20 protein-coding genes are annotated in these 24,664 nt (G+C 74.1%); 8 read left to right on the forward strand and 12 right to left on the reverse strand.

Annotated features, from left to right (window positions below; all coding sequences use genetic code 11):
- Positions 1-186 precede the first annotated feature (186 nt).
- Positions 187-483, forward strand: a complete 297-nt coding sequence (locus tag ACFP3U_RS07255; protein WP_380224406.1) for a ferredoxin — start codon at positions 187-189, stop codon at positions 481-483.
- A 53-nt stretch (positions 484-536) separates the two neighbouring features.
- Here ACFP3U_RS07255 and ACFP3U_RS07260 read toward each other — a convergent pair whose 3' ends face one another.
- The 3 genes from ACFP3U_RS07260 to ACFP3U_RS07270 all read right to left on the reverse strand — a co-directional run bounded on the left by ACFP3U_RS07260 (position 537) and on the right by ACFP3U_RS07270 (position 3,514).
- Positions 537-1,178 carry a hypothetical protein gene (locus ACFP3U_RS07260; protein ID WP_380224407.1) on the reverse strand — a complete coding sequence of 214 codons (642 nt, stop codon included), beginning with the start codon at positions 1,176-1,178 and terminating at the stop codon, positions 537-539.
- 121 nt (positions 1,179-1,299) lie between these two features.
- Complete coding sequence (locus tag ACFP3U_RS07265; RefSeq protein WP_380224408.1) at positions 1,300-2,244, reverse strand: tRNA (adenine-N1)-methyltransferase; 945 nt, start codon at positions 2,242-2,244, stop codon at positions 1,300-1,302.
- Positions 2,245-2,293: 49 nt separating this feature from the next.
- Positions 2,294-3,514 (reverse strand): site-2 protease family protein, encoded by a 1,221-nt coding sequence (locus tag ACFP3U_RS07270; RefSeq protein WP_380224409.1) that lies wholly within the window; start codon positions 3,512-3,514, stop codon positions 2,294-2,296.
- Between the two features lie 196 nt (positions 3,515-3,710).
- Between ACFP3U_RS07270 and ACFP3U_RS07275 the strand changes: the two genes are divergently transcribed.
- Together ACFP3U_RS07275 and ACFP3U_RS07280 are read left to right on the forward strand one after the other, a co-directional pair.
- The gene (locus ACFP3U_RS07275) at positions 3,711-4,619 is read left to right on the forward strand and encodes a RecB family exonuclease (protein ID WP_380224410.1); all 909 of its coding nucleotides are present in this window, start codon (positions 3,711-3,713) and stop codon (positions 4,617-4,619) included.
- Positions 4,620-5,291: a response regulator gene (locus tag ACFP3U_RS07280; protein ID WP_030299918.1), complete on the forward strand. Its 672-nt coding sequence runs from the start codon at positions 4,620-4,622 to the stop codon at positions 5,289-5,291.
- A gap of 110 nt (positions 5,292-5,401) precedes the next feature.
- Here ACFP3U_RS07280 and ACFP3U_RS07285 read toward each other — a convergent pair whose 3' ends face one another.
- From ACFP3U_RS07285 to metH, 3 genes are all read right to left on the reverse strand, one after another.
- Positions 5,402-7,009, reverse strand: a complete 1,608-nt coding sequence (locus tag ACFP3U_RS07285) for an ABC transporter substrate-binding protein (protein ID WP_380224411.1) — start codon at positions 7,007-7,009, stop codon at positions 5,402-5,404.
- A 288-nt stretch (positions 7,010-7,297) separates the two neighbouring features.
- On the reverse strand, positions 7,298-8,005 hold the full coding sequence (locus tag ACFP3U_RS07290; RefSeq protein ID WP_380224412.1) for an HAD family hydrolase: 708 nt from the start codon (positions 8,003-8,005) through the stop codon (positions 7,298-7,300).
- Between the two features lie 140 nt (positions 8,006-8,145).
- Positions 8,146-11,655: a methionine synthase gene (gene metH / locus ACFP3U_RS07295; RefSeq protein ID WP_380224413.1), complete on the reverse strand. Its 3,510-nt coding sequence runs from the start codon at positions 11,653-11,655 to the stop codon at positions 8,146-8,148.
- 143 nt (positions 11,656-11,798) lie between these two features.
- Here metH and ACFP3U_RS07300 point away from each other — a divergent pair, with 143 nt between their 5' ends.
- Complete coding sequence (locus ACFP3U_RS07300) at positions 11,799-12,899, forward strand: glycoside hydrolase family 18 protein (RefSeq protein WP_380224414.1); 1,101 nt, start codon at positions 11,799-11,801, stop codon at positions 12,897-12,899.
- Positions 12,900-12,903: 4 nt separating this feature from the next.
- Here the strand turns inward: ACFP3U_RS07300 and ACFP3U_RS07305 are convergent, their stop codons facing one another.
- Entirely contained in the window at positions 12,904-13,428 is a 525-nt protein-coding gene (locus ACFP3U_RS07305; RefSeq protein WP_380224415.1) for an SRPBCC family protein, read from the reverse strand.
- A gap of 316 nt (positions 13,429-13,744) precedes the next feature.
- Between ACFP3U_RS07305 and ACFP3U_RS07310 the strand changes: the two genes are divergently transcribed.
- The gene (locus ACFP3U_RS07310) at positions 13,745-14,695 is read left to right on the forward strand and encodes a PAC2 family protein (protein WP_380224416.1); all 951 of its coding nucleotides are present in this window, start codon (positions 13,745-13,747) and stop codon (positions 14,693-14,695) included.
- Between the two features lie 131 nt (positions 14,696-14,826).
- Here the strand turns inward: ACFP3U_RS07310 and mshC are convergent, their stop codons facing one another.
- The 4 genes from mshC to ACFP3U_RS07330 form a co-directional block, all read right to left on the reverse strand.
- Positions 14,827-16,056, reverse strand: a complete 1,230-nt coding sequence (gene mshC / locus ACFP3U_RS07315; RefSeq protein WP_380224417.1) for a cysteine--1-D-myo-inosityl 2-amino-2-deoxy-alpha-D-glucopyranoside ligase — start codon at positions 16,054-16,056, stop codon at positions 14,827-14,829.
- Positions 16,057-16,233: 177 nt separating this feature from the next.
- Complete coding sequence (locus ACFP3U_RS07320; protein WP_380224544.1) at positions 16,234-17,031, reverse strand: SCO1664 family protein; 798 nt, start codon at positions 17,029-17,031, stop codon at positions 16,234-16,236.
- 68 nt (positions 17,032-17,099) lie between these two features.
- Positions 17,100-17,666, reverse strand: a complete 567-nt coding sequence (locus ACFP3U_RS07325; protein WP_380224418.1) for a DUF3090 domain-containing protein — start codon at positions 17,664-17,666, stop codon at positions 17,100-17,102.
- Positions 17,667-17,858: 192 nt separating this feature from the next.
- Complete coding sequence (locus tag ACFP3U_RS07330) at positions 17,859-18,596, reverse strand: histidine phosphatase family protein (RefSeq protein WP_380224419.1); 738 nt, start codon at positions 18,594-18,596, stop codon at positions 17,859-17,861.
- 154 nt (positions 18,597-18,750) lie between these two features.
- Here ACFP3U_RS07330 and ACFP3U_RS07335 point away from each other — a divergent pair, with 154 nt between their 5' ends.
- A complete protein-coding gene (locus ACFP3U_RS07335) occupies positions 18,751-19,743 on the forward strand; it encodes a magnesium and cobalt transport protein CorA (protein ID WP_380224420.1) in 993 nt (330 codons plus the stop codon).
- Positions 19,744-19,806: 63 nt separating this feature from the next.
- On the opposite strand, the gene ACFP3U_RS07340 is transcribed toward ACFP3U_RS07335, so the two are convergent.
- Positions 19,807-20,865, reverse strand: a complete 1,059-nt coding sequence (locus ACFP3U_RS07340; protein ID WP_380224421.1) for an LLM class F420-dependent oxidoreductase — start codon at positions 20,863-20,865, stop codon at positions 19,807-19,809.
- A gap of 310 nt (positions 20,866-21,175) precedes the next feature.
- Between ACFP3U_RS07340 and ACFP3U_RS07345 the strand changes: the two genes are divergently transcribed.
- Together ACFP3U_RS07345 and ACFP3U_RS07350 are read left to right on the forward strand one after the other, a co-directional pair.
- Entirely contained in the window at positions 21,176-22,156 is a 981-nt protein-coding gene (locus tag ACFP3U_RS07345; protein WP_380224422.1) for an aldo/keto reductase, read from the forward strand.
- Positions 22,157-22,309: 153 nt separating this feature from the next.
- Positions 22,310-24,535, forward strand: coding sequence for a helix-hairpin-helix domain-containing protein (locus ACFP3U_RS07350; protein ID WP_380224423.1), 2,226 nt, complete (start codon positions 22,310-22,312; stop codon positions 24,533-24,535).
- Positions 24,536-24,664: the final 129 nt, after the last annotated feature.

Genomic DNA, 24,664 nt, shown 5'->3' on the forward strand with positions numbered 1-24,664 from the left:
CGCCCTCGCGTGCTTCCCCTCTGCTAGGGGGATACCCACCGCGCACCGGCCAAAGCGGACCAGATGTATCGTCGATCGAGTCGATATCCGATCGCGACCGACGCCCGAGGTCCGATCGTTGTACGAATGGCGGGAATGCCCCAAGGCGGGGCGTCCCGGGACAGAAACGGCGGGACGAACATGTCGGTGAGCGGGACGACGGCGGCGGCCGAGTCGCTGGAAGTCTGGATCGACCAGGATCTGTGCACCGGCGACGGCATCTGCGCGCAGTACGCGCCGGAGGTCTTCGAGCTGGACATCGACGGCCTCGCCTATGTGAAGGGCGAGGACGACGAACTGCGCCAGCAGCCCGGCGAGTCGGTGCCGGTACCGCTGACGCTGCTTCAGGACGTGGTGGACTCGGTGAAGGACTGCCCCGGCGACTGCATCCACGTGCGCCGGGCCGCCGACGGGGTCGAGGTCTACGGACCTGACGCGGAGTAAGCCGGGCCCGGCTGGGCATGAACGAGGCTGGGCATGAACGAGTCCGGGGTGAGTCACACCCGGCCGATTGGGGTGGCGGTCTGGGAGCGGTCCCAGCCGCCGCCCTTGCGCGTCCAGGTGAGGTCGAGCGAGATGTCGGGGGCGAAGCGCGGCACCTCGTCGCTGGAGTAGCCCTGCGCGTGGCCGGTGATGGCGCCGTCGGAGCGCAGCGCGAGCCGACCGACGGTGAGGTTCTCGCGCTCGGAGAGCAGGGTGGCCAGGACGGCGGGGCGGCCGCCGGGGCCGGGGCCGAGCAGGTAGACGGCGTCCGGCGGGGTGCCGTTCCCCGCCGCGCAGTGCGCGGCGGTGACGGTGCCGGGCCGGCCGTCGCCGAGGTCGGCGGCGAAGCTGACGGCTATGGCCACCGGGAACGGCCCGCAGTCGAGCGGGAGTTCGGCCCGGGCCGGGTCGGGGGCGGCGGCCGCGGGGAGGGCCTTGGGGGTGGGCCGGGAGGGTGCGGGGGTGCCGCCGGCGGGGCCCGCGGCGAGCGCGGCGGCCACCACGGCGGCGCAGCCGGCCACCGTGACGCCCCAGTGCCAGGCGGCGGTGGGCCCCCGGCGGGGGCCGGTGCGGCCCGTTGCGGTCTGCTGTCCAGCCGTCGTCCCGACCGCGCTCTCCACCAGGCGTCCCCTCCAGTGGTCTGTGTGAGCGAGCATCGTCCCACACCGGGGCGGCCGCGGGGTGTCGCAGGTGTGCGGGAACGCGGGAGGGGTGGTACGGCAATGCCGTACCACCCCTCCGGGAGGTGTCTCAGCCGAGGTCGACCCAGGGCCTGTCCTAGTCGGTGCTCTCGGCGCGGGCGGCGGCCCGGGCGGCCGCGCGCTCCTGCAGGGTGGGCTCGGGGGTCCCGTTGTCGTAGTCCTCGCCGTAGGCGCCCTTGGCCGGACGGCGGCGGCGCAGCGGCGGCTCGACGCCGTCGGCGAGCCGCCGGGCGGTGAGCAGGAAGCCGGTGTGGCCGATCATCCGGTGGTCCGGGCGGACGGCCAGGCCCTCCAGGTGCCAGGTGCGGACCATGGTCTCCCAGGCCTGCGGCTCGGTGAAGGTGCCGTGGTCGCGCAGCGCCTCGACGGTCTTGGACATCTGCGTGGTGGTGGCCACGTAGCAGCAGATGAGGCCGCCGGGGACGAGCGCCTTGGAGGCGACGTCCAGGCACTCCCAGGGGGCGAGCATGTCCAGGATGACGCGGTCGACGTCGCCCTCGACCAGGTTGTCCTGGAGGTCGCCGACGGTGAGCTTCCACGCCGGGTGGGGGCCGCCGAAGTAGCGCTCGACGTTGCTCTTCGCGATGTCGGCGAAGTCCTGCCGGCGCTCGTACGAGGCCAGCATGCCGGTGTCGCCGACGGCGCGCAGCAGGTACGTGGAGAGCGCGCCGGAGCCGACACCGGCCTCGACCACGCGGGCGCCGGCGAAGATGTCGGCCATCGCCAGGATCTGCCCCGCGTCCTTGGGGTAGATCACGGCGGCGCCGCGCGGCATGGACAGGACGTAGTCGGGGAGCAGGGGGCGCAGCGCGAGGTACGGGACGTTCCCCGTGGTGCGCACGACCGTGCCTTCGGGGGCGCCGATCAGCTCGTCGTGCGGGAACGCACCCTTGTGGGTGTGGAACTGGTTCCCGGCCTGGAGCGTGAACGTGTAGTGGCGACCCTTGGGGTCGGTCAGCTGGACCTGGTCCCCGACCTGGAAGGGCCCGCGTCGGCGGGTGGCACCGGTCGGTTCGGACATGCGGACAATCCTAAGGGAAGCGGGCCGTCCGCCTTACCAGGTGATCTTCTCAGCGGCCGGTGACGGCGGCGGTCAGGCGCTGTTCGATGTCGCTGAGCGCGGCGACGCCGTAGACCCGGCCGTCCTCCTCGACGACCAGGTACTCGCCGGCGGGGGTGGCCCGGACGGCGCGCAGCAGGTCCTCGCCGGCGAGGTCGGCGGAGAGCCGCAGCCCGGGTTCGAGGTCGCGGGCGAGCGGGCCGACGGCGACCCAGGGGCGGCGGTGCTCGGGGACGGCGCGGACGGCGGACTCGCGGACGAGGGCGATCGGCTCGCCGCGGCCGTCGACGACGACCACGGCGCCGGCCTGCGCCTCGTGGGCGCGCCGCATGGCCTCGCCGAGCGGGGTGTCGGCGGTGACCTCGACGGCGCGGCGGGCGAGGTCGCGCAGCCGCAGGCCGGGCAGGACCTCCTTGAGCCGGGCGTTGCGCAGCGCGCCGGTGGCGCCGTTCCAGATGATGGCGGCGAGGACGGCGGCGAGGACGGCGTCGATCAGGGTGTCGGTGCGGCTGCGGTCGAGTTCGCGGGCGGAGCTGATCAGGGGCAGTCCGATCAGGACGGCGACGGCGAGCACCCGGCCGGCCCAGGCGGCGGCGACGGTTCCGGTCATGGGCCTGCCGGTGATCGCCCAGACGACGGCGCGCAGCATCCGGCCGCCGTCCAGCGGCAGGCCGGGGAGCAGGTTGAAGGCGGCGACGACGAGGTTGGAGACCATCAGGCCGGTGAGCAGGACGCCGGGGACGGTGGACAGCTCGACGGCCTGGAGCGCGAGGTAGAAGACGCCGCCGAGGACGAGCGAGAGGAGCGGGCCGACGAAGGCCAGCCAGAACTCGCGCCACGGGCGTTCGGCCTCGTTCTCGATCTCCGAGACGCCGCCGAAGAACTGGAGCTGGATGCGGCGCACGCCGAGCTTGTAGCGCAGGGCGACCAGGGTGTGGGCGAGTTCGTGGATGAGCACGGAGCCGTAGAAGGCGACGGCGAAGGAGAAGGCGACGAGGTAGCGGGCGCCGCCGAGCTCGGGCAGCACCCGGTCGAGCTGGCCGCCGAAGACCCAGGTGATCAGGGCCGCGATGATGAACCAGGACGGGGTGACGTAGATCGGCACGCCGAAGGGGCGGCCCATCAGGATGCCGCCGCGCGGCTCCGGGTCCTCGGGCGGTCGGGGCCCGGGTCGGGTGCCACCGCCGTGCGGTGGCTGGTCGGAGGTCTGCCGACCCCTGGAGTCGCTCACCGTGTTCCCTTCGTCCGTCTCCCCCGTCGCGCGCCGCGCGCCGGTGCGCCGGTGCGCCGGTGCGCCCACGCTACGTGATCGGCGCGGCCCTCCGGCGCGCGCCCCTCGCGTTCCCACTGGCTTACTACCCCGTGGCGGCCGCTTCTGGCAGCACCGTGGCAGCGGGATGACAGCGCAGGGCAATAGGGTCTGGGGTATGGAGCAGACCGAGACCAGCAGTGCCGTGGTGGCCCGGGTACGGGCGGCGACGGCCCCGACCGGGCTCTCCCCGTCGCGCGCGGGCGACTTCCTCACCTGTCCGCTGCTGTACCGGCTGCGGGTGATCGACCGGTTGCCGGAGCCGCCGAGTTCGGCGGCCACCCGCGGCACCCTGGTGCACGCGGTGCTGGAGCGGCTGTTCGACTCGCCGGCGGCGGACCGGACGCCGGAGCGGGCGCTGGGGCTGCTGCGCCCGCAGTGGGAGCGGCTGCTGGGCGAGCGGCCGGAGCTGGCCGGGCTGTTCCCGGAGGACCCGGACGGCGCGGCGCTGACCCGCTGGCTGGCGGACGCGGAGAAGCTGGTCGCCCAGTGGTTCCGGCTGGAGGACCCGACCCGGCTGCACCCGGTGGAGCGCGAGCTGTACGTGGAGACGGCCCTGGAGTCGGGGCTGCTGCTGCGCGGGTACATCGACCGGGTGGACGTCGCGCCGACCGGTGAGGTCCGGCTGGTGGACTACAAGACCGGCCGGGCGCCGTCGAGGGACTTCGAGGGCCGGGCGATGTTCCAGATGAAGTTCTACGCGCTGGTGGTCTGGCGCTGGAAGGGCGTGATCCCCCGGCGGCTGCAGCTGGTCTACCTGGGCGGCGGCGGGGACGTGGTCAGCTACGACCCGGACGAGGCGGACCTGCTCGCGGTGGAGCGCAAGCTGCTGGCGCTGTGGGAGCGGATCGGCCACGCGGTGGCGACCGGCGACTTCCCGGCGACCCGCAACCGGCTCTGCGACTGGTGCGACCACCAGGCGAGCTGCCCGGAGTTCGGCGGCACGCCCCCGCCGTACCCGCTGCCCATGGCGCGTACGCCCGACGAGGACGATCCCACGGGGGATCCGATGAGCAAGGAGTCCTAGGTGACGATCCGAGTGCTGCTGGTCGACGACCAGCCGCTGCTGCGCACCGGTTTCCGGATGATCCTGGAGGCCGAGTCGGACCTGGTGGTGGTCGGCGAGGCCGGCGACGGCCAGCAGGCGCTGGACCAGGTGCGGGCGCTGCAGCCCGACGTGGTGCTGATGGACATCCGGATGCCGCGGATGGACGGTGTGGAGGCGACCCGCCGGATCGCCGGTCCGGGGCGGGACGGCCCGGCCAAGGTGCTGGTGCTGACCACCTTCGACCTGGACGAGTACGTGGTGGAGGCGCTGCGCGCGGGTGCGAGCGGCTTCCTGCTGAAGGACGTGCCGGCCGAGGAGCTGGTGCAGGCGATCCGGGTGGTGGCGGACGGCGCGGCGATGCTGGCCCCGTCGATCACCCGGCGACTGCTGGACATGTACGCCACCAAGCTGCCCTCGGGCGAGGAGGCGCCGCCGCAGGCGCTGAACGCGCTGACCGAGCGGGAGCTGGAGGTGCTGAAGCTGGTGGCGCGCGGGCTGTCGAACGCGGAGATCGCGGCGGAGCTGTTCGTCAGCGAGACGACGGTGAAGACGCACGTCGGCCATGTGCTGACCAAGCTGCAGCTGCGTGACCGGGTGCAGGCGGCGGTGTACGCGTACGAGAGCGGCCTGGTGCGCCCCGGGGCGCTGTAGGGCCTCTCCGGGGCCGGGAGGCCCGGGACGGCGGCGGCCCGTCCGCTTCCCTCAGCCGGGGGGATCGGACGGGCCGTTTCGCGTCGTTCGGGGCGGGGCCGAGGGGCGGGCTACTTGCCCTTGGCGGCCCGGCCGATCTCCCAGAAGCGGAAGAAGCCGGTGGTGTCGACGGTCGACTCCACGCCGGTGATGTCGGACCGGGAGGTGAAGAAGGCCTTGTTCTGGAACAGCGGGATGAGCGGGGCGTTCTCCGCGACGATGCTCTGGACCTGGCCGTAGACGGCGGTGGCGGCGGCCCGGTCGGTCTGCTTGAGGGTGTCGGGCACCAGCTTCTGGCTGATCCGCGGGTCGTCCCAGCCGTGGTGGTAGGCGCCGCCGTCGACGATCAGCGGGGCCACGTAGTTGTCCGGGTCCGGGTAGTCCGCGAACCAGCCGATCGTGTACATCTGGTACTTGCCCTCGGTCCAGCCCTTCTTGAAGGCGTCCCAGTCGGGCTCGTGCTGGATGGTCACCTGGAACAGGCCGCCGGCCTCCAGCTGCTTCTTGAGGGCCTCGGACTCGGCCCCCTCGGCGCGCGAACGCGACCACGTGAGGCTGAGCTTGACCGGGGTGGGCACCTTGGCGGCGGTGAGGATCGCCTTGGCCTTGGCGGTGTCCTGGTCGCCGTAGCGGTCGAAGAAGGCCGTGTTGTGGCCGGTGACGCCGGCCGGGACCATCGAGTACAGCGGCTGGACGGTGCGCGCGAAGACGTCGCGGGCCAGCGCCTTGCGGTCGATCAGCTGGGCGGCGGCCTGGCGGACGGCGACGTTGCCGGCGGTGGCGTCCTTGGTGTTGAAGACCAGGTAGCGGGTGTCGTTGCTGTCGCCCTCGACGACGTGCAGGTCGGTCTTGCCGCCCTGCTGGTCGGAGAGGACCTGCGCGGCGGTGTTCGGCTCCAGGCTGTTGTCGGCGAGGTCGACCTCGCCGCTGTCCAGCGCGGCCTTGAGGTCGGTGGGCTTGTCGAAGTAGCGCACGACGAACTTCTTGTTCCGCAGCCTGGCGTCGCCGATGTACTTGTCGTTGGGCGAGAGCATGACCTTGGCCGGGCCGTTCTTGGGCGTCGCCTCGATCGAGTCGATCTTGTACGGGCCGGAGCCGACCAGCTTGTCGTTGGCCAGCGCCTTGTCCAACGGGAAGACCTCCTGGTCGACGATGGCGCCGGCCGGGCCGGCCAGCTTGGCCGGGAGGGTGGCGTCGGGCTGGGCGAGGTGGAAGAGCACCTCGGTGTCGTTGACCGCCTCGACCGTCTTGATCGACGAGAGCAGGCCGGCCGGGCCGTTCGGGTCGTTGATCTTCAGGGTCCGCTGGATCGAGTAGACGACGTCGGCGGCGGTCAGCGCGTGGCCGTTGGAGAACTTCAGCCCGGTCCGGAGCGTGCAGTGGTACCGGGTGGCGTCGCCGGAGGTGAACTCGCAGGACTGGGCGGCGTCCGGGGTGGGCGCGCTGGACGCGGCCGGGTAGCTGAGCAGCGACTGGAAGGTGTTGCGCAGCAGCAGCCAGGAGCCGGCGTCGTAGGCGACGGCCGGGTCGAGGGCGTTGGTCACCGAGGTGGTGCCCAGGGTGATCGCCTTGTCGCCGTCCCCCTTGACGGCGTCGGTCACCGAGCCGCAGCCGGCCACCGCGACGGCCACGATTCCGGCGCAGCCGAGCACGGCCAGTCGTTCAGCTGAAGTCTTCACTGGTCGCGTCCTTCTGGGTGCGGTCCGGCTGCGACCGCGGGCACGACGGGGGTGCCCGTCAGCGGCGGTGCCTGGGCTCGGGGGTGGAACGAACTGGAGTAGCGTGCCATATCGAACACGCACCCCCGGTACCCGCACAGGTGACAGTTGGGACACGGGGGCGGGGCGCTGGACTGGCCAGTCGTACGACTTGTCAGGCAATGCCCGTTTTCTCCTGGGGCGCTCCCCCGGCCCGGCCCCGTCCGTCCGCTTACCGGTCGGCCCCGGCACCGCGCAATGAGACGACAATCACACGCGCGAGGCGACCAGCGACCGCAGCAGCTCCAGGTCGACCTGCTCCAGCGAGGGCAGCACCAGACGCCCCGGCGCGGGCTCGATCGGCGCCACCGAGGGCACCGCGATCACCGGGCAGCCGGCCGCCTCGGCGGCCCGCACGCCGGTCGGCGCGTCCTCCACGACCACGCAGCGGGCCGGGTCTGCGCCCAGCCGGCGGGCCGCCTCCAGGTACGGGTCCGGGTGCGGCTTGGTGCGCGGCACCTCGTCCCCCGCGACCGTGAAGGCGAAGTGCTCGGCGCCCAGCGAGCGGAGCACGATGTCGATGATGTGCCGGTGCGAGGCGGACACCAGGGCGGCCGGGACGCCGTGCGCGGCCAGCGTGTTGAGCAGCCGCTCGGCGCCCGGCATCAGCGGCACACCGCCGACCAGCAGGTCGACGAAGCGCTGGTTGATCAGCACGGTCAGGTCGGCCGGCGAGAGGTCCACGCCGGTGGTGTTCAGCAGGTGGTCGATGACCCGGCTCATCGGGCCGCCGACCACCTGGGCGCGGTCCTCGGCGGTCAGCTGGTAGCCCAGCTCGGCGAAGAGCGAGGCCTCCGCCTGCCACCAGTAGTCCTCGGTGTCGACCAGCGTCCCGTCCATGTCCAGCAGCACCGCCTGGAGGCCCCGGTCGTCGTCGCCGCGATCGGTGGCAAGGGTGGCGGTGGAGATGGTGGTCATGGCGGGATCCTTCCGTCCGTGCCCGGATCGGCCCCGGGGATGGCACGGGCCGGCCCGCTTTTGAGCGGACCGGCCCGTTCAGGATCATCCAGGATACGCCCAGGTCGGCCGAAAAGGGCGAACGCTGCGCGACGCGGGCGTTACCGGGCGTTGAAGTACTTCGCCTCCGGGTGGTGGATCACGATCGCGTCGGTGGACTGCTCCGGGTGCAGCTGGAACTCCTCGGAGAGCACCACGCCGATCCGCTCGGGCTTCAGCAGCTCGGCGATCTTGGCGCGGTCCTCCAGCTCCGGGCAGGCCCCGTAGCCCAGCGAGAACCGGGCGCCGCGGTACTTGAGCGCGAACATGTCCCGGACGTCCTGCGGGTCCTCCTCGCCGAAGCCCAGCTCCCAGCGGACCCGGGCGTGCCAGAACTCGGCCAGCGCCTCGGCCAGTTGGACGGACAGGCCGTGCAGCTCCAGGTAGTCGCGGTAGGAGTTGCCGGCGAACAGCTCGTTGGCCGCCTCGGAGATCCGGTTGCCCATGGTGACCACCTGGAGGCCGACCACGTCGCGCACCCCGGACTCCTCCGGGCGGAAGAAGTCCGCCAGGCAGAGCCGGCGCCCGCGCCGCTGGCGCGGGAAGGTGAAGCGGGTCCGCTCGGTGCCGTCCTCGTGGAAGACGATCAGGTCGTCGCCCTTGGAGTTGGCCGGGAAGTAGCCGTAGACCACGGCCGCCTCCAGCCAGCCCTCGGTCTGCAGCCGGTCCAGCCACATCCGCAGCCGCGGCCGACCCTCGGTCTCCACCAGCTCCTCGTAGGACGGCCCCTCGCCGCTGCGCGCCGCCTTCAGGCCCCACTGGCCCTTGAACAGCGCGTCCTCGTCCAGCCAGGACGCGTAGTCGGCGAACGGCACGCCCTTGACGATCCGGTCGCCCCAGAACGGCGGGGCCGGCACCCGGTTGTCCACCGCCACGTCGGAGCGGATCTGGCCGAGGTTGACCTCCTCCGGCTCCTCGACCTCCACCCGGGCGTGCCGGCGCTGCTTGAGCTCCGGCAGGGCGGCGCCGGGCACGCCGCGCTTGACCGCGATCAGCGCGTCCATCAGCCGCAGGCCCTCGAAGGCGTCCCGGGCGTAGCGGACCTCGCCCTCGTAGATCTCGTGCAGGTCCTGCTCGACGTACGCCCGGGTCAGCGCGGCGCCGCCGAGGATCACCGGGTAGTCGGCCGCCAGCTTGCGCTGGTTCAGCTCCTCCAGGTTCTCCTTCATGATCACGGTGGACTTCACCAGCAGGCCCGACATCCCGATGACGTCCGCGTTGTGCTCCTGGGCGGCGTCCAGGATCGCCGAGACCGGCTGCTTGATGCCCAGGTTGACCACGGTGTAGCCGTTGTTGGACAGGATGATGTCGACCAGGTTCTTGCCGATGTCGTGGACGTCGCCCTTGACGGTGGCCAGCACGATGGTGCCCTTGCCCTCGTCGTCGGACTTCTCCATGTGCGGCTCCAGGTGGGCGACCGCGGTCTTCATGACCTCGGCGGACTGGAGCACGAACGGCAGCTGCATCTGGCCGGAGCCGAACAGCTCGCCGACCACCTTCATGCCGGCCAGCAGCGTGCTGTTGACGATCTCCAGGGCCGGGCGCGCCGTCAGCGCCTCGTCCAGGTCGGCCTCCAGGCCGTTGCGCTCGCCGTCGATGATCCGGCGCTGCAGGCGCTCCTCCAGCGGCAGCGCCGCCAGCTCCTCCGCCTTGGAGGCCTTCATCGAGGTCGAGGAGACGCCCTCGAACAGCTGCAGCAGCTTCTGGAGCGGGTCGTAGCCCTCGCTGCGGCGGTCGTACACGAGGTCGAGGGCGACCGCGCGCTGGTCCTCCGGGATCCGCGCCATCGGCAGGATCTTGGAGGCGTGCACGATCGCCGAGTCCAGGCCCGCCTCGACGCACTCGTTCAGGAAGACCGAGTTGATCACCATACGGGCGGCCGGGCTGAGGCCGAAGGAGATGTTGGACAGGCCGAGGGTGGTCTGCACATCCGGGTGGCGGCGCTTGAGCTCGCGGATCGCCTCGATGGTCTCGATGCCGTCCCGGCGGGACTCCTCCTGGCCGGTGCCCAGGGTGAAGGCCAGGCAGTCGACCAGGATCGAGCCCTCGTCGATGCCGTACTCGGTGGTGAGCTGGGCGATCAGCCGCTCTGCGATCTCGACCTTCTTGCCGGCGGTGCGGGCCTGCCCCTCCTCGTCGATGGTGAGCGCGATCAGGCCGGCGCCGTGCTCGCGGGCCAGCGAGGCGATCCGGCCGAAGCGGGTGTCCGGGCCGTCCCCGTCCTCGTAGTTCACCGAGTTCAGCAGGGCGCGCCCGCCGAGCGACTCCAGGCCGGCGCGCAGCACGTCCGGCTCGGTGGAGTCCAGCACGATCGGCAGGGTGGAGGCGGTGGCCAGCCGGCCGGCGATCTCCTTCATGTCGGCGACGCCGTCGCGGCCGACGTAGTCCACGCAGAGGTCCAGCAGGTGGGAGCCGTCGCGGATCTGGTCGCGGGCGATCTCCACACAGGCCTGCCAGTCGCCGGCCAGCATCGACTCGCGGAACTTCTTCGAGCCGTTGGCGTTGGTGCGCTCGCCGATCGCCAGGTACGAGGTGTCCTGGCGGAACGGCACCGACTGGTACAGCGAGGCCGCCGCCGGCTCCGGACGCGGGTCGCGCGCGGCGACCGGGCGGCCCTGCACCCGCTCGACCACCTGGCGCAGGTGCTCGGGGGTGGTGCCGCAGCAGCCGCCGACCAGCGAGAGCCCGTACTCGCGGGTGAACACGTCGTGCGCGTCGGCCAGCTCGGCCGGGCTCAGCGGGTAGTGCGCGCCGTCCTTGCCGAGCACCGGCAGGCCCGCGTTCGGCATGCAGGAGAGGCCGATCCGGGCGTTCTTCGCCAGGTAGCGCAGGTGCTCGCTCATCTCGGCCGGGCCGGTGGCGCAGTTCAGGCCGATGTAGTCGACACCGAGCGGCTCCAGGGCGGTCAGCGCGGCGCCGATCTCCGAGCCGAGCAGCATGGTGCCGGTGGTCTCCACGGTCACCTGGACCAGCACCGGCAGGTCCAGGCCCGCCTCGGCCAGCGCCTGCTTGGAGCCCAGGATGGCCGCCTTGGTCTGCAGCAGGTCCTGGCTGGTCTCCACCAGCAGGGCGTCCGCGCCGCCCGCGATCAGGCCGGCCGCGTTCTCCCGGAAGCCGTCGCGCAGCGTCGCGTACGGGGCGTGGCCGAGGGTCGGCAGCTTGGTGCCGGGGCCGATCGAGCCGAGCACCCAGCGGGTCCGGCCGTCGGCGGCGGCGTGCGCGTCGGCGGACTCGCGGGCCAGCCGGGCGCCGGCCTCGGAGAGCTCGAAGATCCGGTCGGCGATCTCGTACTCGCCGAGCGCCGAGAAGTTGGCGCCGAAGGTGTTGGTCTCCACGCAGTCCACGCCCACCGCGAAGTACGCGTCGTGGACGGAGCGGACGATGTCGGGCCGGGTCAGGTTGAGGACCTCGTTGCAGCCCTCCAGGTTCTGGAAGTCCTCCAGCGTGGGGTCCTGCGCCTGGAGCATGGTGCCCATCGCTCCGTCGGCGACCACCACGCGGGTGGCGAGCGCCTCACGCAGCGCGTTCGCGCGGCTCTGCTGGGTGACGGACGGGCTGGCTGCGATGGCCATGGGGCTTCTCCCTGGGTGCGACGGCTGTCGGCTTTGCGGACCCCCTGTCGGGGACGCACCTCGCCAGGGTATCCGGCCACCGCCGTCAGGAGGCCACCTATTCCGTATCCTGAACGCTCGGCCACCGAGGGGGAAACGACAGGGTGACCAGGATTCGGACATCGATACGAGACGGCGCGCGCCGGGCCGGAACCGCCGCGGCCGCCCCGCTGCGCGCGCTGCGGACCCGCTGGCGGAGCTGGTCCCGGTGGCGCAAAAGCCTGGTCGTGGCGCTGACGGCACTCTCCGTGGTGCTCGTCCCGATCGGCTCGGCGGCGCTCGCGCTGCGCCTGCAGTACGTCGGCGACCCCTCCCCCGAGGCCCGCACCCGTGGCCGGGACGCGCTCTGGCTGGGTCACGCCTGGGTCGACGGCCGGAAGGGTGACGCGGACGTCGCCGTCCTCGCCGCTCGGCTCGCCGGCACCGGCATCCACGACCTCTACGTGCACACCGGTCCGCTGGAGCACGACGGCTCACTGCCGCCCGCCGTACACCCCCGGGCGCGCTGGTTCGTCGAGGCCGCGCACCGGGCGCTGCCCGGGGTCCGGGTGCAGGGCTGGCTCGGCGACGAGGTGAAGCCCGAGAAGGACGCCCTGGACCTGGAGGACGCCGCCACCCGCGAGCGGGTCACCGCCTCCGCGCGGCAGGTCCTGGACGCCGGCTTCGACGGCGTGCACTTCGACATGGAGCCGATCCGGCCCGGCTCCCGGGGCTGGCTCGCCCTGCTCGACCAGGTCCGCCCGGTCACCGCCGGGCGCGGCGCCACGCTGTCGGTGGCCGCCCCGCAGATCGACCCGCTGCCGTACCAGCACAACATCGCCATCGCGCTCACCGACCACGGCAAGTGGTGGGACCAGGCGTACTTCGCCGCGACCGCCCGCCGGGTCGACCAGATCGCGGTGATGACCTACGACTCCAGCATGCCGACCGAGGGGTTCTACGGCGCCTACAACGCCTACCAGACCGAACTCGCCCTGGAGGCCACCCCGGCGGACGTCGACCTCGTGATGGGGCTGCCGTTCTACTGGGAGGACAAGTGGGGGCACTGGGGCCACGCCGAGACGGTGACCGCCGGCATCCGGGGCATCCGGCTGGGCCTCGGCCGCCAGGACCTGCGGCGGCCGAACTTCGGCGTCGGCCTGTACGTGGACTTCGCCGCCACCGAGGAGAACTGGGCCGACTACCGGCGCGAGTGGGTCCGGTAGGGGGCTACGCCGCGGCCATCCGGTGGGCGAGCGCGCGCAGGTAGCGGTGGACGGTGGCCCCCTCGCCGGTCACGTAGTGCGAGACGGCCCGGTAGAGCGGCTGGTACACCTCGCCGCGCTCGGTGACGGTCAGCGTGCAGCCCCGGCCCGCCGGGGTCAGGACGTACGTCCAGGTGCCGCCGTACGGCAGGTCCGGGTCGGCGATCCCGGTCACCAGGCGGTGCGGGGCCGCGCTCTCGACCACCTCGTAGGTGGTGTGGCCGTGCTTGCCGTACTCGCGCCAGCGGAGGCCGCCGGTCGCGGTCGCGGGCAGCCGCTCGACGTGCGCCAGCCCCGGGCGCCAGGCCGGGAAGAGGTCGACGGCGGTCAGCACGTCCCAGACCTCGCCGGGCGGCCGGTCCAGCTCCAGGCCGCCCTCGCTGACGTGTTCCACCGGCAGCCGCCGGCCCGCGGCCAGCGCCGCCGCCGTCAGCCCGGCCGCGACCGCCACCAGTGCCACCCCGGCACCCGCCCACCACCGTCCGCTCATCCGCCGGCTCCTCACACCCGTGCCGCCCCGCCCCACCCCCATCATCGCGCCGTCCGCCCGCCCGGGCGCGGCCGGACGGCGGCGGGGCCCGGCCGGGCGGGCGCGGATAACCGCTGGATCGTGGGCGTCCCCTCCCCCAGACTGTCCCGGTGGCCCGGCGGAACGGCGCTTCAAAGCCCGTAGGCTGGGCAGGTAGGGACCATGGAGCGAGGCGTTCCATGGGTGACGAGAGGTTCGACCGTCGGCTTCCGGCCGCCGGCGCCCGGGCATTCCCGGCCGGGTGGCGCGGCGGCTGCCGACCGGAGGGAGACGCTGGGTGATCGAGCTGGAAGATGTTCCCGAGTTGATCGACCCGGTGATGGTCTGCGCCTTCGAGGGGTGGAACGACGCGGGTGACGCCGCCTCGGCCGCTCTGGCGCATCTGGACGAGACCTGGGGCGGCAAGGTGTTCGCCGCGCTCGACGCGGAGGAGTACTACGACTTCCAGGTCAACCGGCCCACCGTGTGGTTGGACGGCGGTGTGCGCCGGATCACCTGGCCGACCACCCGGCTCTCCGTGATCCGGGTCACCGAGCCGACCACCCGGGACGTCGTACTGATCCGCGGCATCGAGCCGAGCATGCGCTGGCGCTCGTTCTGCAACGAGCTGCTGGGCTTCGCGCACGAGCTGGGCGTCGAGCTGGTGGTGATCCTGGGCGCGCTGCTCGGCGACACCCCGCACAGCCGCCCGGTGCCGGTCAGCGGCGTCACCTCCGACCCGGAGCTGGCCCGCCGGCTGGAGCTGGAGGAGAGCCGCTACGAGGGGCCGACCGGCATCGTCGGGGTGCTCCAGGAGGCGTGCACGCACGCCGGGGTGCCGGCGGTGACGCTCTGGGCGGCGGTGCCGCACTACGTCGCGCAGCCGCCGAACCCGAAGGCCACCCTGGCGCTGATCAACAAGCTGGAGGACCTGCTGGACCTGCGCATCCCGCCGGGCGAGCTCGGCGAGGACGCCCGGGCCTGGCAGCTGGGCGTGGACCAGCTGGCCGCCGAGGACAGCGAGGTCGCCGAGTACGTCCAGCAGTTGGAGGAGGCGCAGGACACCGCGGAGCTGCCGGAGGCCTCGGGCGACGCGATCGCCCGCGAGTTCGAGCGGTACCTGCGGCGCCGGGAGAACGTCGGGCCGACCGGTGAGAAGCCGATCGCCGGGCACGCCACCGCGGAGCGGCCGGCCGAGCCCGAGCCGCCGACCGCCCGGGAGAGCCAGGACGGCGCCGAGGAGGAGTGAGCCTCCGCGCGGACACGCCGAAGGGGCGTCAGGACCGGTGGTCCTGACGCCCCTTCGGCGTTGTGCCGGCTTGCGCGCGCGTTCGGTGTGTACCGGCGGGCGCCCGCGTTCGGCGGGTACTGGCGGGAGCGCTACAGCGCGACGCCGAGCAGCGCGTCCACGGTGCGGGTGACCAGGCCGGGCGCGCCGATGTCGGTGCCCCCGTCGCTCTCCTGGGCGGCGGCCCAGCGGTCCACGGCGGCCAGCGCGGCCGGCGCGTCCAGGTCGTTCGCGAGCGCCGCGCGGACCTCGGCGAGCAGCTGCTCGGCGGCCGGGCCGTCCGGTCGGGAGACCGCGGCGCGCCAGCGGGCGAGCCGCTCGACGGCCTCGTCCAGGGTGGCCTTGGTCCACTCCCAGTCCTCGCGGTAGTGGTGCGAGAGCAGGGCCAGGCGGATCGCCGCCGGGTCGACGCCCTCGCGGCGCAGGGCCGAGACGAAGACCAGGTTGCCGCGGGACTTGGACATCTTGTGGCCGTCCAGGCCGACCATGCCGGCGTGCACGTACGCCTTGGCGTACGGGTGGGTGCCGGTGGCGACCTGGGCGTGCGCGGCGCCCATCTCGTGGTGCGGGAAGGAGAGGTCGCTGCCGCCGCCCTGGATGTCGAAGGACATGCCGAGGAACTGGAGGGCGATCGCGACGCACTCGATGTGCCAGCCGGGGCGGCCGTGGCCGAGCTCGGTGTCCCAGGCGGGCTCGCCGGGGCGGGCGGAGAGCCAGAGCAGGGCGTCCAGCGGGTGGCGCTTGCCCGGGCGGTCCGGGTCGCCGCCGCGCTCGGCGAAGACCGGGCGCATGGCCTCGCGGCTGAGCCCGGAGACCTCGCCGAAGGCCGGGTCGGACTCGACGGAGAAGTAGATGTCGCCGTCCAGCTCGTAGGCGGCGCCGCTCGCGAGCAGCTTCTGGACGAGCGGGACGATCCACGGGATCGACTCGACGGCGCCGATGTAGTGGGCCGGCGGGAGCAGCCGCAGCGCGGTCATGTCCTCGCGGAACAGCGCGGTCTCGCGCTCGGCGAGGGCCACCCAGTCCTGGCCGGTCTCGACCGCGCGCGCGAGCAGCGGGTCGTCGACGTCGGTGACGTTCTGTACGTAGAGGACGTCGTGGCCGGCGTCCCTCCACACCCGCTGCACCAGGTCGAAGGCGTTGTAGGTGGCGGCGTGGCCCATGTGGGTCGCGTCGTAGGGGGTGATGCCGCAGACGTAGATCCGGGCGGCGCCGTCCTGCGGCACGACCTCCCGGATGCCTCCCGTCGCGGTGTCGTGGATTCGAAGGGGGAGCCCCTGACCAGGCAGGGCGGGAACCTCGGAGGCGGGCCAGGCATGCATGGGATCGACTTTAACCTTGAGAACATTTGAAAGCCTAACCAGTCGGCAAGATCGACTGGATTCGCTTGCTTGCGTGGCCCGAGCGGTTCCTGATCGATCGTGTCCGACGACCGACGCCGGGCCCGCCGGTCCTGACCCGCCGGGCGGGACCTCCCGGAACACCGGATCGGCGGACCGTCAGATCGGCGGCCAGGGGATCGACGGCCAGTCCTCGGCGGGCAGCGGATGGGTGCCGGTGACGAGCATCGCGGCCACCCGGGCCCGGGCCGCGTCCAGTTCGACCGCCGTCAGGTGCGGGGCCAGCCGCTCCCCCAGCGCGCCGTCCAACTGCCCGGCCAGTCCGGCCAGCACCGCCACCGCCTCCTCGGGCAGCGACCGCCCGGCCCAGCCCCAGAGCAGGGTGCGCAGCTTGCCCTCGGTGTTGAACGTGACGCCGTGGTCGATGCCGTAGATCCGGCCGTCGGCGGCCGGGATCAGGTGGCCGCCCTTGCGGTCGGCGTTGTTGAGGACGGCGTCCAGCACCGCGAGCCGGCGCAGCCGCGCGTCGTCGGGGTGGACCAGCAGCGCGGTGCGCCCGTCCCCGACCTCGGCCTGGACGATCGGCAGCCAGCCATCCTCGGGGCCGCTCGGGTCCTGGAGCGCGAGCAGCGGGGCGGCGTCCGGATCGGGCTCCACCCACAGCTGCACCATGCCCGGCCCGTGCGGGCCCCCGCGCAGCACGGTGGGCGGGACCAGCCCCCAACCGGTGGCGGCGGACAGCTCGTACGCGGCGACCTCGCGGCCGGCCAGGGTGCCGTCCGGGAAGTCCCAGAGCGGGCGCTCGCCGGCCACCGGCTTGTAGACAGCCTGCGCGGCGAGGCCGTCCGCGCTGACGGTGCAGTAGAGCGCGGCGTTGGAGGCGTCGGTGAGCCGGCCGTGCACGGTCAGCGCGCCCTCGCGCAGCAGCCGCAGCGCGGTGTCCGGGTCGGCGGCCAGGGCGGCGGCCTCGGCGGGGTCGGAGCGCGGCGGCCCGAGCTCGTCGGCCGGCCGGGCGGGCTGCGTGTTCAGCGCCGGTACCCGTTCGCGCGCGGGCACAGGTGGCCCTCCGGGTCGAGCGGGAGGTTGCAGAACGGGCAGGGCCGGCGGCCGGCCGCGACGAGGTCCAGCGCGCGCTTGGCGAACACCCGGGCCATCGCGCCGGACAGCCGCACCCGGAGCATGTCGGGGCCGTTCTCGTCGTCCTCGAAGACGGCGGCGCCCTCCTCCTCGCCCTCCTCGTCCTCGATCAGCGCCTGCGCCTCGACGACCAGGCAGCTGTCCACGCTGTCCCAGGCCAGCGCCATCGTGCCGACCCGGAACTCCTGCTCCAGCGGCAGGTCCAGCGGCGCGGTGTCCAGCAGGTCCTGCGGGGCGCCGGCCGGGATGGTGGCGTCGCCGCTGCGGCGCAGGGCCTCGTCGAGGACCTCCTCGATCCGCTCCGCGAGCGCGGCGACCTGGCTCTTCTCCAGCAGCACGCTGGTGATCCGCCCCCGGGCGCTGGCCTGCAGGTAGAACGCCCGGGCGCCGGGCTGGCCGACGGTACCGGCCACGAACCGTTCGGGCTGGTCGTAGAAGTAGACCTGACGGGGCACGCTCTCGCTCCGGATCGTTTCGATCGTCGTGGACGTCGGGGACGTCGCTGGGTTCGGGTTCGGGGTCGGGCTCGGGGTGGGGCTCGGGTGGTCCGAGGTACGCGGCCGGGTGCGCCGGTACCCCACTGGTCACCCTACGACCTCCCGGGCCGGGCAGGGGAGCCGAGGCCGGAGAGGCCGGAGGCGGGCGGCTCAGGCCGTGCCGGTGGAGCCGCCGACCACGGCGTCCCCGTTCGCGCCGCCCCGGCCGGGCCCGCCGGCGGGCCTCGGGGCGAGCGAGGCGAGGTCGCCGGTGTCTCCCATCCGCAGGACGAACGGGCGGCGCGCGGTGTAGCGGATCGCGGTGACCGAGCAGGGATCGACGTTGATCCGCTGGAAGTGGTCGAGGTGCAGGCCGAGCGCGTCGGCCACCACCGCCTTGATCACGTCGCCGTGCGAGCAGGCGATCCAGACCGCGTCCTCGCCGTGCTCGGCGGCGATCTTCTCGTTCCACTCGCGGACCGCGCCCACCGTGCGGTGGCTCAGCTCGCGCAGCGACTCACCGCCGGGGAAGGCGGCGGCGGCCGCGTGGTCCTGGACGGTGCGCCAGAGCGGTTCCTTGGCCAGCTCGGCCAGCGGCCGGCCGGTCCACTCGCCGTAGTGGCACTCGCCGAGCCGCTCGTCCAGCGCGGGCTCGCCCGGTGCCGTGCCGCCGCGCGCGGGGCCGGCCAGTTCGGGGCGGGCGGCGAGCAGCGGCTCCAGGGTCTGCCGGCAGCGCTCCAGCGGGCTGCTGACCGCCTGGACCAGCGGGACGGGGGCGAGCCGGCCGGCGAGCGCGGCGGCCTGCGCGCGCCCGGTGTCGTCGAGCTCCACCCCGGGCGTCCAACCGGCCAGGATTCCGGCGGTGTTCGCGGTCGAGCGGCCGTGGCGGACGAGCAGGAGGGTGGGCATGGGGCCACCCTACGGCCTCCCGGGGCGTCGCGGGCGGCCTCCGGGATCTTGGTCGGAGCGCCGCGGCGGGCGTGGTGAGCGGGGCGCGCGTGCGGGGTGCGCCGGGGCGAACCGCTGTCGGGGTGGGTGTTCCGGACCGGCCCCAGGGGTGAGAATGGCCCGCATGATCGTGCATTGCGCCATCTACCGCGACGGCCGACCGGTCGCGACGCCCGAGGGTCCCACCGGGACCCTCGCCGCCGCGCGGAAGGCGGGGCGCGGCGGCTTCGTCTGGATAGGCCTGTTCGAGCCCAGCGCCGAGGAACTCGACCAGGTCGCCGCCGAGTTCGGGCTGCACCCGCTCGCGGTCGAGGACGCGGTCGGCGCCCACCAGCGCCCCAAGGTCGAGGCGTACCAGGACTCGCTGTTCGTCGCGCTCAAGACGCTCGGCTACCACCCCGGCGGCCACGCGGTGACCAGCGGCGAGGTGATGCTCTTCGTCGGCGAGGACTTCGTGATGACCGTCCGGCACGGCGCCGACAGCCCGCTCGGCGAGCTGCGCGCCGAGTTGGAGCAGCAGCCGGAGGTGCTCAAGTACGGCCCGAGCGCCGTGCTGCACTCGGTCTGCGACACCGTGGTGGACGGCTACGTGGACGTCGCCGTCGGGCTCCAGGCGGACCTCGACGAACTGGAGGCCGACGTGTTCGCCCCCGGCCGGGTGGGCCGGGACGTCGCGAGCCGGATCTACGGCTACAAGCGGCAGCTGGTGACCGTCCGCCGGGCCACCGGCCCGCTGGTCGACCCGATGCTGCGGCTGGAGCGCGGCGGAGTGCCGTACGTCCGCGCCGAGGCGCTGCCGTACCTGCGGGACGTCGCCGACCACCTGGCCCGCGCCAACGACCAGGTGGAGGCCATGGACCGGCTGCTCTCCGACATCCTCGCCGCGAACCTGGCGCAGGTCAGCGTGCAGCAGAACAACGACATGCGGAAGATCTCCGCCTGGGCGGCGCTGGCGGCCGTGCCGACGATGATCGCCGGCGTGTACGGGATGAACTTCGACCACATGCCCGAGCTGCACCAGCCCTGGGGCTACCCGGCGGCGCTCGGGCTGATGGCGGTGGTCTGCGTGCTGCTGCACCGGGTGTTCAAGCGGCACGGCTGGCTGTAGCCCTGGCGCGGCCCCGTCCGGTGCGGCCCCTCCTGCACGGGAGGGGCCGCACGGGGCGGGCGGTCAGGCCAGGCCGGCGCGCTCCAGCGCCTCGACGCCGGTGCGCAGCGCGGTGATCCGCTCGTCGAGCGTGAAGCCGGCCGGGGCCAGGGTGAGCGTGGTGACGCCCGCGTCGGCGTAGGCCTGCATCCGGTCGGCGATCCGGGCGGTGTCGCCGATCAGCGAGGTGGCGTCGATGAGCTCGTGCGGGACGGCGGCGGCCGCGCCCGCGTAGTCCCGGGCCAGGTAGCGCTCCTGGACCTCGTCGGCGGCCTGCTCGTAGCCCATCCGCCGGGCGAGCTGGTTGTAGAAGTTCTTCTCCTTGCTGCCCATGCCGCCGATGTAGAGCGCGGTGTACGAGCGCTGCGAGTCGACGCCCGCCTTGATGTCCTCGCCGACCGCGATGGCGACGGTCGGGCAGACGTCGAAGCCCTCCAGCTCCCGGCCGGCCTCGGCACCGGCCTTGACGCGGCCGGCCTTCAGCGGGTCGAGGGAGAGCGCGGCGTGCTCGGGGTCGAAGAAGATGCCGAGCCAGCCGTCGGCGATCTCGCCGGTCTGCTCCAGGTTCTTCGGGCCGATCGCGGCGATGTACAGCGGGATGTGCTCGCGCACCGGGTGCACGGTGAGCTTGATCGGCTTGCCGGGGCCGCCGGGCAGCGGCAGCGTCCAGTGGGCGCCCTCGTGCACCAGCCGCTCGCGGGACATCGCCTTGCGGATGATCTCCACGTACTCGCGGGTGCGGGCCAGCGGCTTGTCGAACTTCACGCCGTACCAGCCCTCGGAGACCTGCGGGCCGGAGACGCCCAGGCCGAGCCGGAAGCGGCCGCCGGAGAGGGTGTCCAGGGTGGCGGCGGTCATCGCGGTCATCGCGGGGGTGCGGGCCGGGATCTGGAAGATCGCCGAGCCCACGTCGATCCGCTCGGTCCGCGCGGCGACGAAGGACAGCACGGTGGCCGCGTCCGAGCCGTAGGCCTCGGCGGCCCAGCAGACCGAGTAGCCGAGCCGGTCGGCCTCCTGGGCGACGGCGATGTTGTCGGCGTCCATGCCGAGTCCCCAGTAGCCGAGGTTGATGCCGAGTCGCATGGGCACTGCCTTCCAGTTCGGTTGTGTCGTGAGGGTAGCGGCGCGTCCGGCGGCCATGCTACTGGCCGGTAGGAGTGCGCCGGGTCATATTTCGGCCGCGCGCCGGGCCCGCCCGGAGCGGTGCGGCGGGCGGTGATCGTCCTGCGGGTCTGCACACCTGCCCGGGCACCGGCCGCTACGCTCAGCCGACGTGGGGGCCGCCTCCCCCCACCTGCGCGTTCGTCCCCCGTCGTCCCGGCGGTGCGGCGGCGGTGCCACCCGGTTCCGCCGCGCCGCCACCGCACCTTCGGCCAGTGAGAGGGCACGTCCGATGGAAATGCGTCACCTCGGCCGCACCGGGCTGCAGGTCTCCCGGCTCGGTCTCGGCACCATGACCTGGGGCCGCGACACCGGCGAACAGGAGGCCGCCGACCAGCTCAAGGAGTTCGTCGACGCCGGCGGCAACCTCGTCGACACCGCCGACGTCTACTCCGACGGCGACGCCGAGTACCTGCTCTCCCGGCTCACCGACAGCCTCGTCCCCCGCTCCGACCTGGTCATCGCCACCAAGGCGGGCAGCGTCCCCTCCTCCGGCCGCCGCTTCGACGGCTCGCGCGGCCACCTGCTCGCCGCGCTCGACGCCTCGCTGCGCCGGCTCGGCACCGACTACGTCGACCTCTGGCAGGTGCACGCCTTCGACCCGGCCACCCCGGTCGAGGAGACCCTCAGCGCCCTCGACATCGCCGTCTCCTCCGGCCGCGCCCGCTACGTCGGGGTCTGCGACTTCAGCGGCTGGCAGCTGGCCAAGGCCGCCACCTGGCAGCACGCCCACCACGGCCGGGTGCCGCTGGCCGGGGCGCAGTTGGAGTACTCGCTGCTCCAGCGCGGCCTCGAACGGGAGGCCCTGCCCGCCGCGCGGGACGCCGGGGTCGGGCTGCTCGCCGCCTCCCCGCTCGGCCGCGGCGTGCTCACCGGCAAGTACCGGCACGGCCTCCCGCAGGACTCGCGCGGGGCCTCGCCGTACCTGTCCGGGTTCGTCCAGCCGTACCTCGGGGAGCGCGCCCGGCGGGTCGTGGACGCCGTCGCCACCGCCGCGGACGGACTCGCCAGCAGCCCGCTGGCGGTCGCGCTGGCCTGGGTCCGGGACCGCCCCGGGGTGGCGAGCGCGCTGGTCGGGGCCCGCACGGTGGGACAACTGCAGGCGGCGCTGTCGGTGGAGGCGCTTACGCTTCCGGAGGAGATCCGCGGTGCGCTCGACGACATCTCGGCGCCGGTCCACCGCTACCCCGACCAGGGGTGGAGCGAGCTGTAGCGGTCGCTCGACCCCGCGCCCGAGCCTGCCCGAACCGACCCGACCGCCGGTCCGGCCGCCCCGCGCGGCCCCGGACCGGCCCGACCCGCCGACCGCCCGCAGCACGGGGCGGCCGGTACCCAGCAGTGGAGTTGAGCTTTTGTGGAGCGGACGATGACTGACGCGGAGAACGGCGCTCCGGAGGAGGCCTCGACGGGCCCGGGCGCCGGCGGCGAGACGGCCGACCGGGGCTCCGTTCCCGCCCAGGCGTCGACGGACCGGGGTCCGGCGGGCGCGGAGGGCTCGGCGGCCTCGGACGGGGCGGCTTCGGGTGAGGTGGCCTCGGACGCCGCCGGTCCGGCTGTCGACCCGGCGGAGCGGGCGGCGGCCGTCGCGGCGCTGGCGGAGCGGGTCCGCTCGGTGGGCCGGTCCGCCGAGGGCGCCGCCGGGCCGGTCTCCCCCGAAGCCGGGCCGGAGACCGGGGCGGCCCCCGCCGGCGGCGCCGCGACCGACCGGGCGGTGACGGACGAGCAGCGGGCGCAGGCGCTCAAGGCCACCGCCGAGGTGCTCACCGCGGGCGGCGCCCCGGCCGAGCTGGCCGCCGCCGCCGTGTCGGTGTTCGGCGACGGCACGGCCGAGCAGCTCCGCGAGGACCCGTGGGCGGTGCTCACCCTGCCCGGCGTCCGCCCTGAGCACGCGGACGGCTTCGCCCGCGGTCTGCTCGGTCCGGCGGCGGGCCCGGGCGACCCGCGCCGGGCCCAGGCCCTGGTCGGCTGGGTGCTGGAGCAGGCGGCGCTGCGCGGCCACTCCGCCCTGGAGATCGGCGAGGTGACGGCCGGGCTGGAGCGGCTCGGAGTGCCGGACTCCGCCGCCGCCGTCCAGGCCGCGGTGCTCGACGGCCGGGCGATGCCGTTCCAGGAGGAGCTCACCGGTGCCGAGGCGCACGCGGCGGGCGGGGACGAGGAGGACGAGCCGCCGACCCGGACGCTGCTCGCCCTGGAGCGCCTGGCGCTGGCCGAGGAGAGCCTCGCCGACGGGCTGGTCCGGCTGATGTCCACCTTCGTGCCCGGGGAGGACCCGGCGGAGGACGGTGACGCCGAGGGCACGGCCGAGGACTCCGGCGAGTCGGTCGAGGAGTCCGACGAGGACGGGGCCGACAACGCCGCCGAGGAGCCCGCCGGGGAGTCGCCCGCCGCGCCCGCTCCGACCGCCTGGGAGGCCGCCGCCGCGGCGGCCCCCTCCTCCTCCGCGACCGCCCTGGTCCGGGCCGCCGCCGAGAGCGCGCTCGTCCTGCACACCGGCGGCGAGGCGGCCCGCGCCGAGCCGGCCGCCCTGCTGGCCGCCGCCACCGGCCTCGGGCTGCGCGCCTGGGCCGCCACCTGGACCGACCACGGCCGGGATGCCTTCGCGGCGCTCGCCCCGCTCGCCGACGCCCCGGCCCCCGCACCCGTCGCCACGCTGGCCGAGCTGCTCGCCGGCGCGGCCGGCCCCGGCCGGTCCTCCGACGGCACGCTCGCGCTCGACCTGCTGATCGTGCTGGACGCCCCGCTGCTGGACGTCGAGCTGGCCGCCACCCTGCTGGAGTCGCTCGCCGACGGCAGCCGGCTGGTGCTCAGCGGCGACCCCGGCCAGCTCTGGTCCGCGGGCCCGGGCCGGTTCTTCGCCGACCTGCTCGCCGCCAAGGTCTGCCCGGCCGTCTCCTCCCGCACCCCGGACTTCGGCCCGATCGGCGAGCTGGTCTCCGGCGTCGGCATCGGCGAGCTCCAGCCGGTCGAGGCGCCGGACAAGGAGGTGGTCATCCTGACCGCCAAGGACGCCGGCGAGGCCGTCCACCGCGCCATCCAGTTGCTCACCGACTCGATCCCGCGCGCCCTCGGCATCCCGTCCGAGCAGGTCGTCCTGCTCACCCCCGGGCACGGTGGCGCGGCCGGCACCCGCGCGCTGAACGCGGCCGCCAAGGCCCGGCTCAACCCGGGCCCGGGCCGGTTCGGCGGCTTCGACCCCGGCGACCGGGTCGCCGACTCGCCCGCGCCCGGCCACACCCGGCTCGCCCGGGTGGTCGACGGCGACGCCGCCGGCCTGCACCTGGAGTACCCGGACGGCACCCGCCGCACCGTCGCGCCCGCGGAGGCCGGGAAGCTGCGGCACGGCTGGGCGCTGACCGTCCACCAGGCGGTCGGCCGGCACTGGCCGGGCGCGGTGGTGGTCCTGCCGGACGACGCGGGCGCGGCGCTCACCCGGCAGTGGGTCTACACCGCGTTCGGCCGCGGCGAGCGGCACCTCTCGGTGGTCCACGCCGCCGGCCCGGCGCTCCCGCAGGCCGTCGCCGAGCGTCCCGCCGCCCCGCGCACCACCCGGCTGCGCGCGATCCTCGCCGAGAACGCCGCCCAGGTGTACTGACCTCGGGCACGGCCGCCGGACCGCGTGCGGCCTGTCTGCGGCCCGAACGAACGACGGGAGGGTCCCCCTCGGTTTCGAGGGGGACCCTCCCGTTCCGCATTCCGCGCTCCCGCGCGGGGAACGTCCGAA

The sequence above is a fragment of the Kitasatospora misakiensis genome (genome assembly GCF_042656005.1).
Classification (GTDB): Bacteria; Actinomycetota; Actinomycetes; order Streptomycetales; family Streptomycetaceae; genus Kitasatospora; species Kitasatospora misakiensis.

Bases quoted from the DNA above. Each gene is read 5' to 3' on its own strand.
- ACFP3U_RS07275 (WP_380224410.1), top strand. From the start codon at position 3,711: ATGGAGCAGACCGAGACCAGCAGTGCCGTGGTGGCCCGGGTACGGGCG.
- ACFP3U_RS07265 (WP_380224408.1), bottom strand. From the start codon at position 2,244: ATGTCCGAACCGACCGGTGCCACCCGCCGACGCGGGCCCTTCCAGGTC.
- ACFP3U_RS07330 (WP_380224419.1), bottom strand. From the start codon at position 18,596: ATGCCCACCCTCCTGCTCGTCCGCCACGGCCGCTCGACCGCGAACACC.
- metH (WP_380224413.1), bottom strand. From the start codon at position 11,655: ATGGCCATCGCAGCCAGCCCGTCCGTCACCCAGCAGAGCCGCGCGAAC.
- ACFP3U_RS07340 (WP_380224421.1), bottom strand. From the start codon at position 20,865: ATGCGACTCGGCATCAACCTCGGCTACTGGGGACTCGGCATGGACGCC.
- ACFP3U_RS07290 (WP_380224412.1), bottom strand. From the start codon at position 8,005: ATGACCACCATCTCCACCGCCACCCTTGCCACCGATCGCGGCGACGAC.
- ACFP3U_RS07260 (WP_380224407.1), bottom strand. From the start codon at position 1,178: ATGCTCGCTCACACAGACCACTGGAGGGGACGCCTGGTGGAGAGCGCG.
- ACFP3U_RS07350 (WP_380224423.1), top strand. From the start codon at position 22,310: ATGACTGACGCGGAGAACGGCGCTCCGGAGGAGGCCTCGACGGGCCCG.
- ACFP3U_RS07305 (WP_380224415.1), bottom strand. From the start codon at position 13,428: ATGAGCGGACGGTGGTGGGCGGGTGCCGGGGTGGCACTGGTGGCGGTC.
- ACFP3U_RS07335 (WP_380224420.1), top strand. From the start codon at position 18,751: ATGGCCCGCATGATCGTGCATTGCGCCATCTACCGCGACGGCCGACCG.
- mshC (WP_380224417.1), bottom strand. From the start codon at position 16,056: ATGCATGCCTGGCCCGCCTCCGAGGTTCCCGCCCTGCCTGGTCAGGGG.
- ACFP3U_RS07345 (WP_380224422.1), top strand. From the start codon at position 21,176: ATGGAAATGCGTCACCTCGGCCGCACCGGGCTGCAGGTCTCCCGGCTC.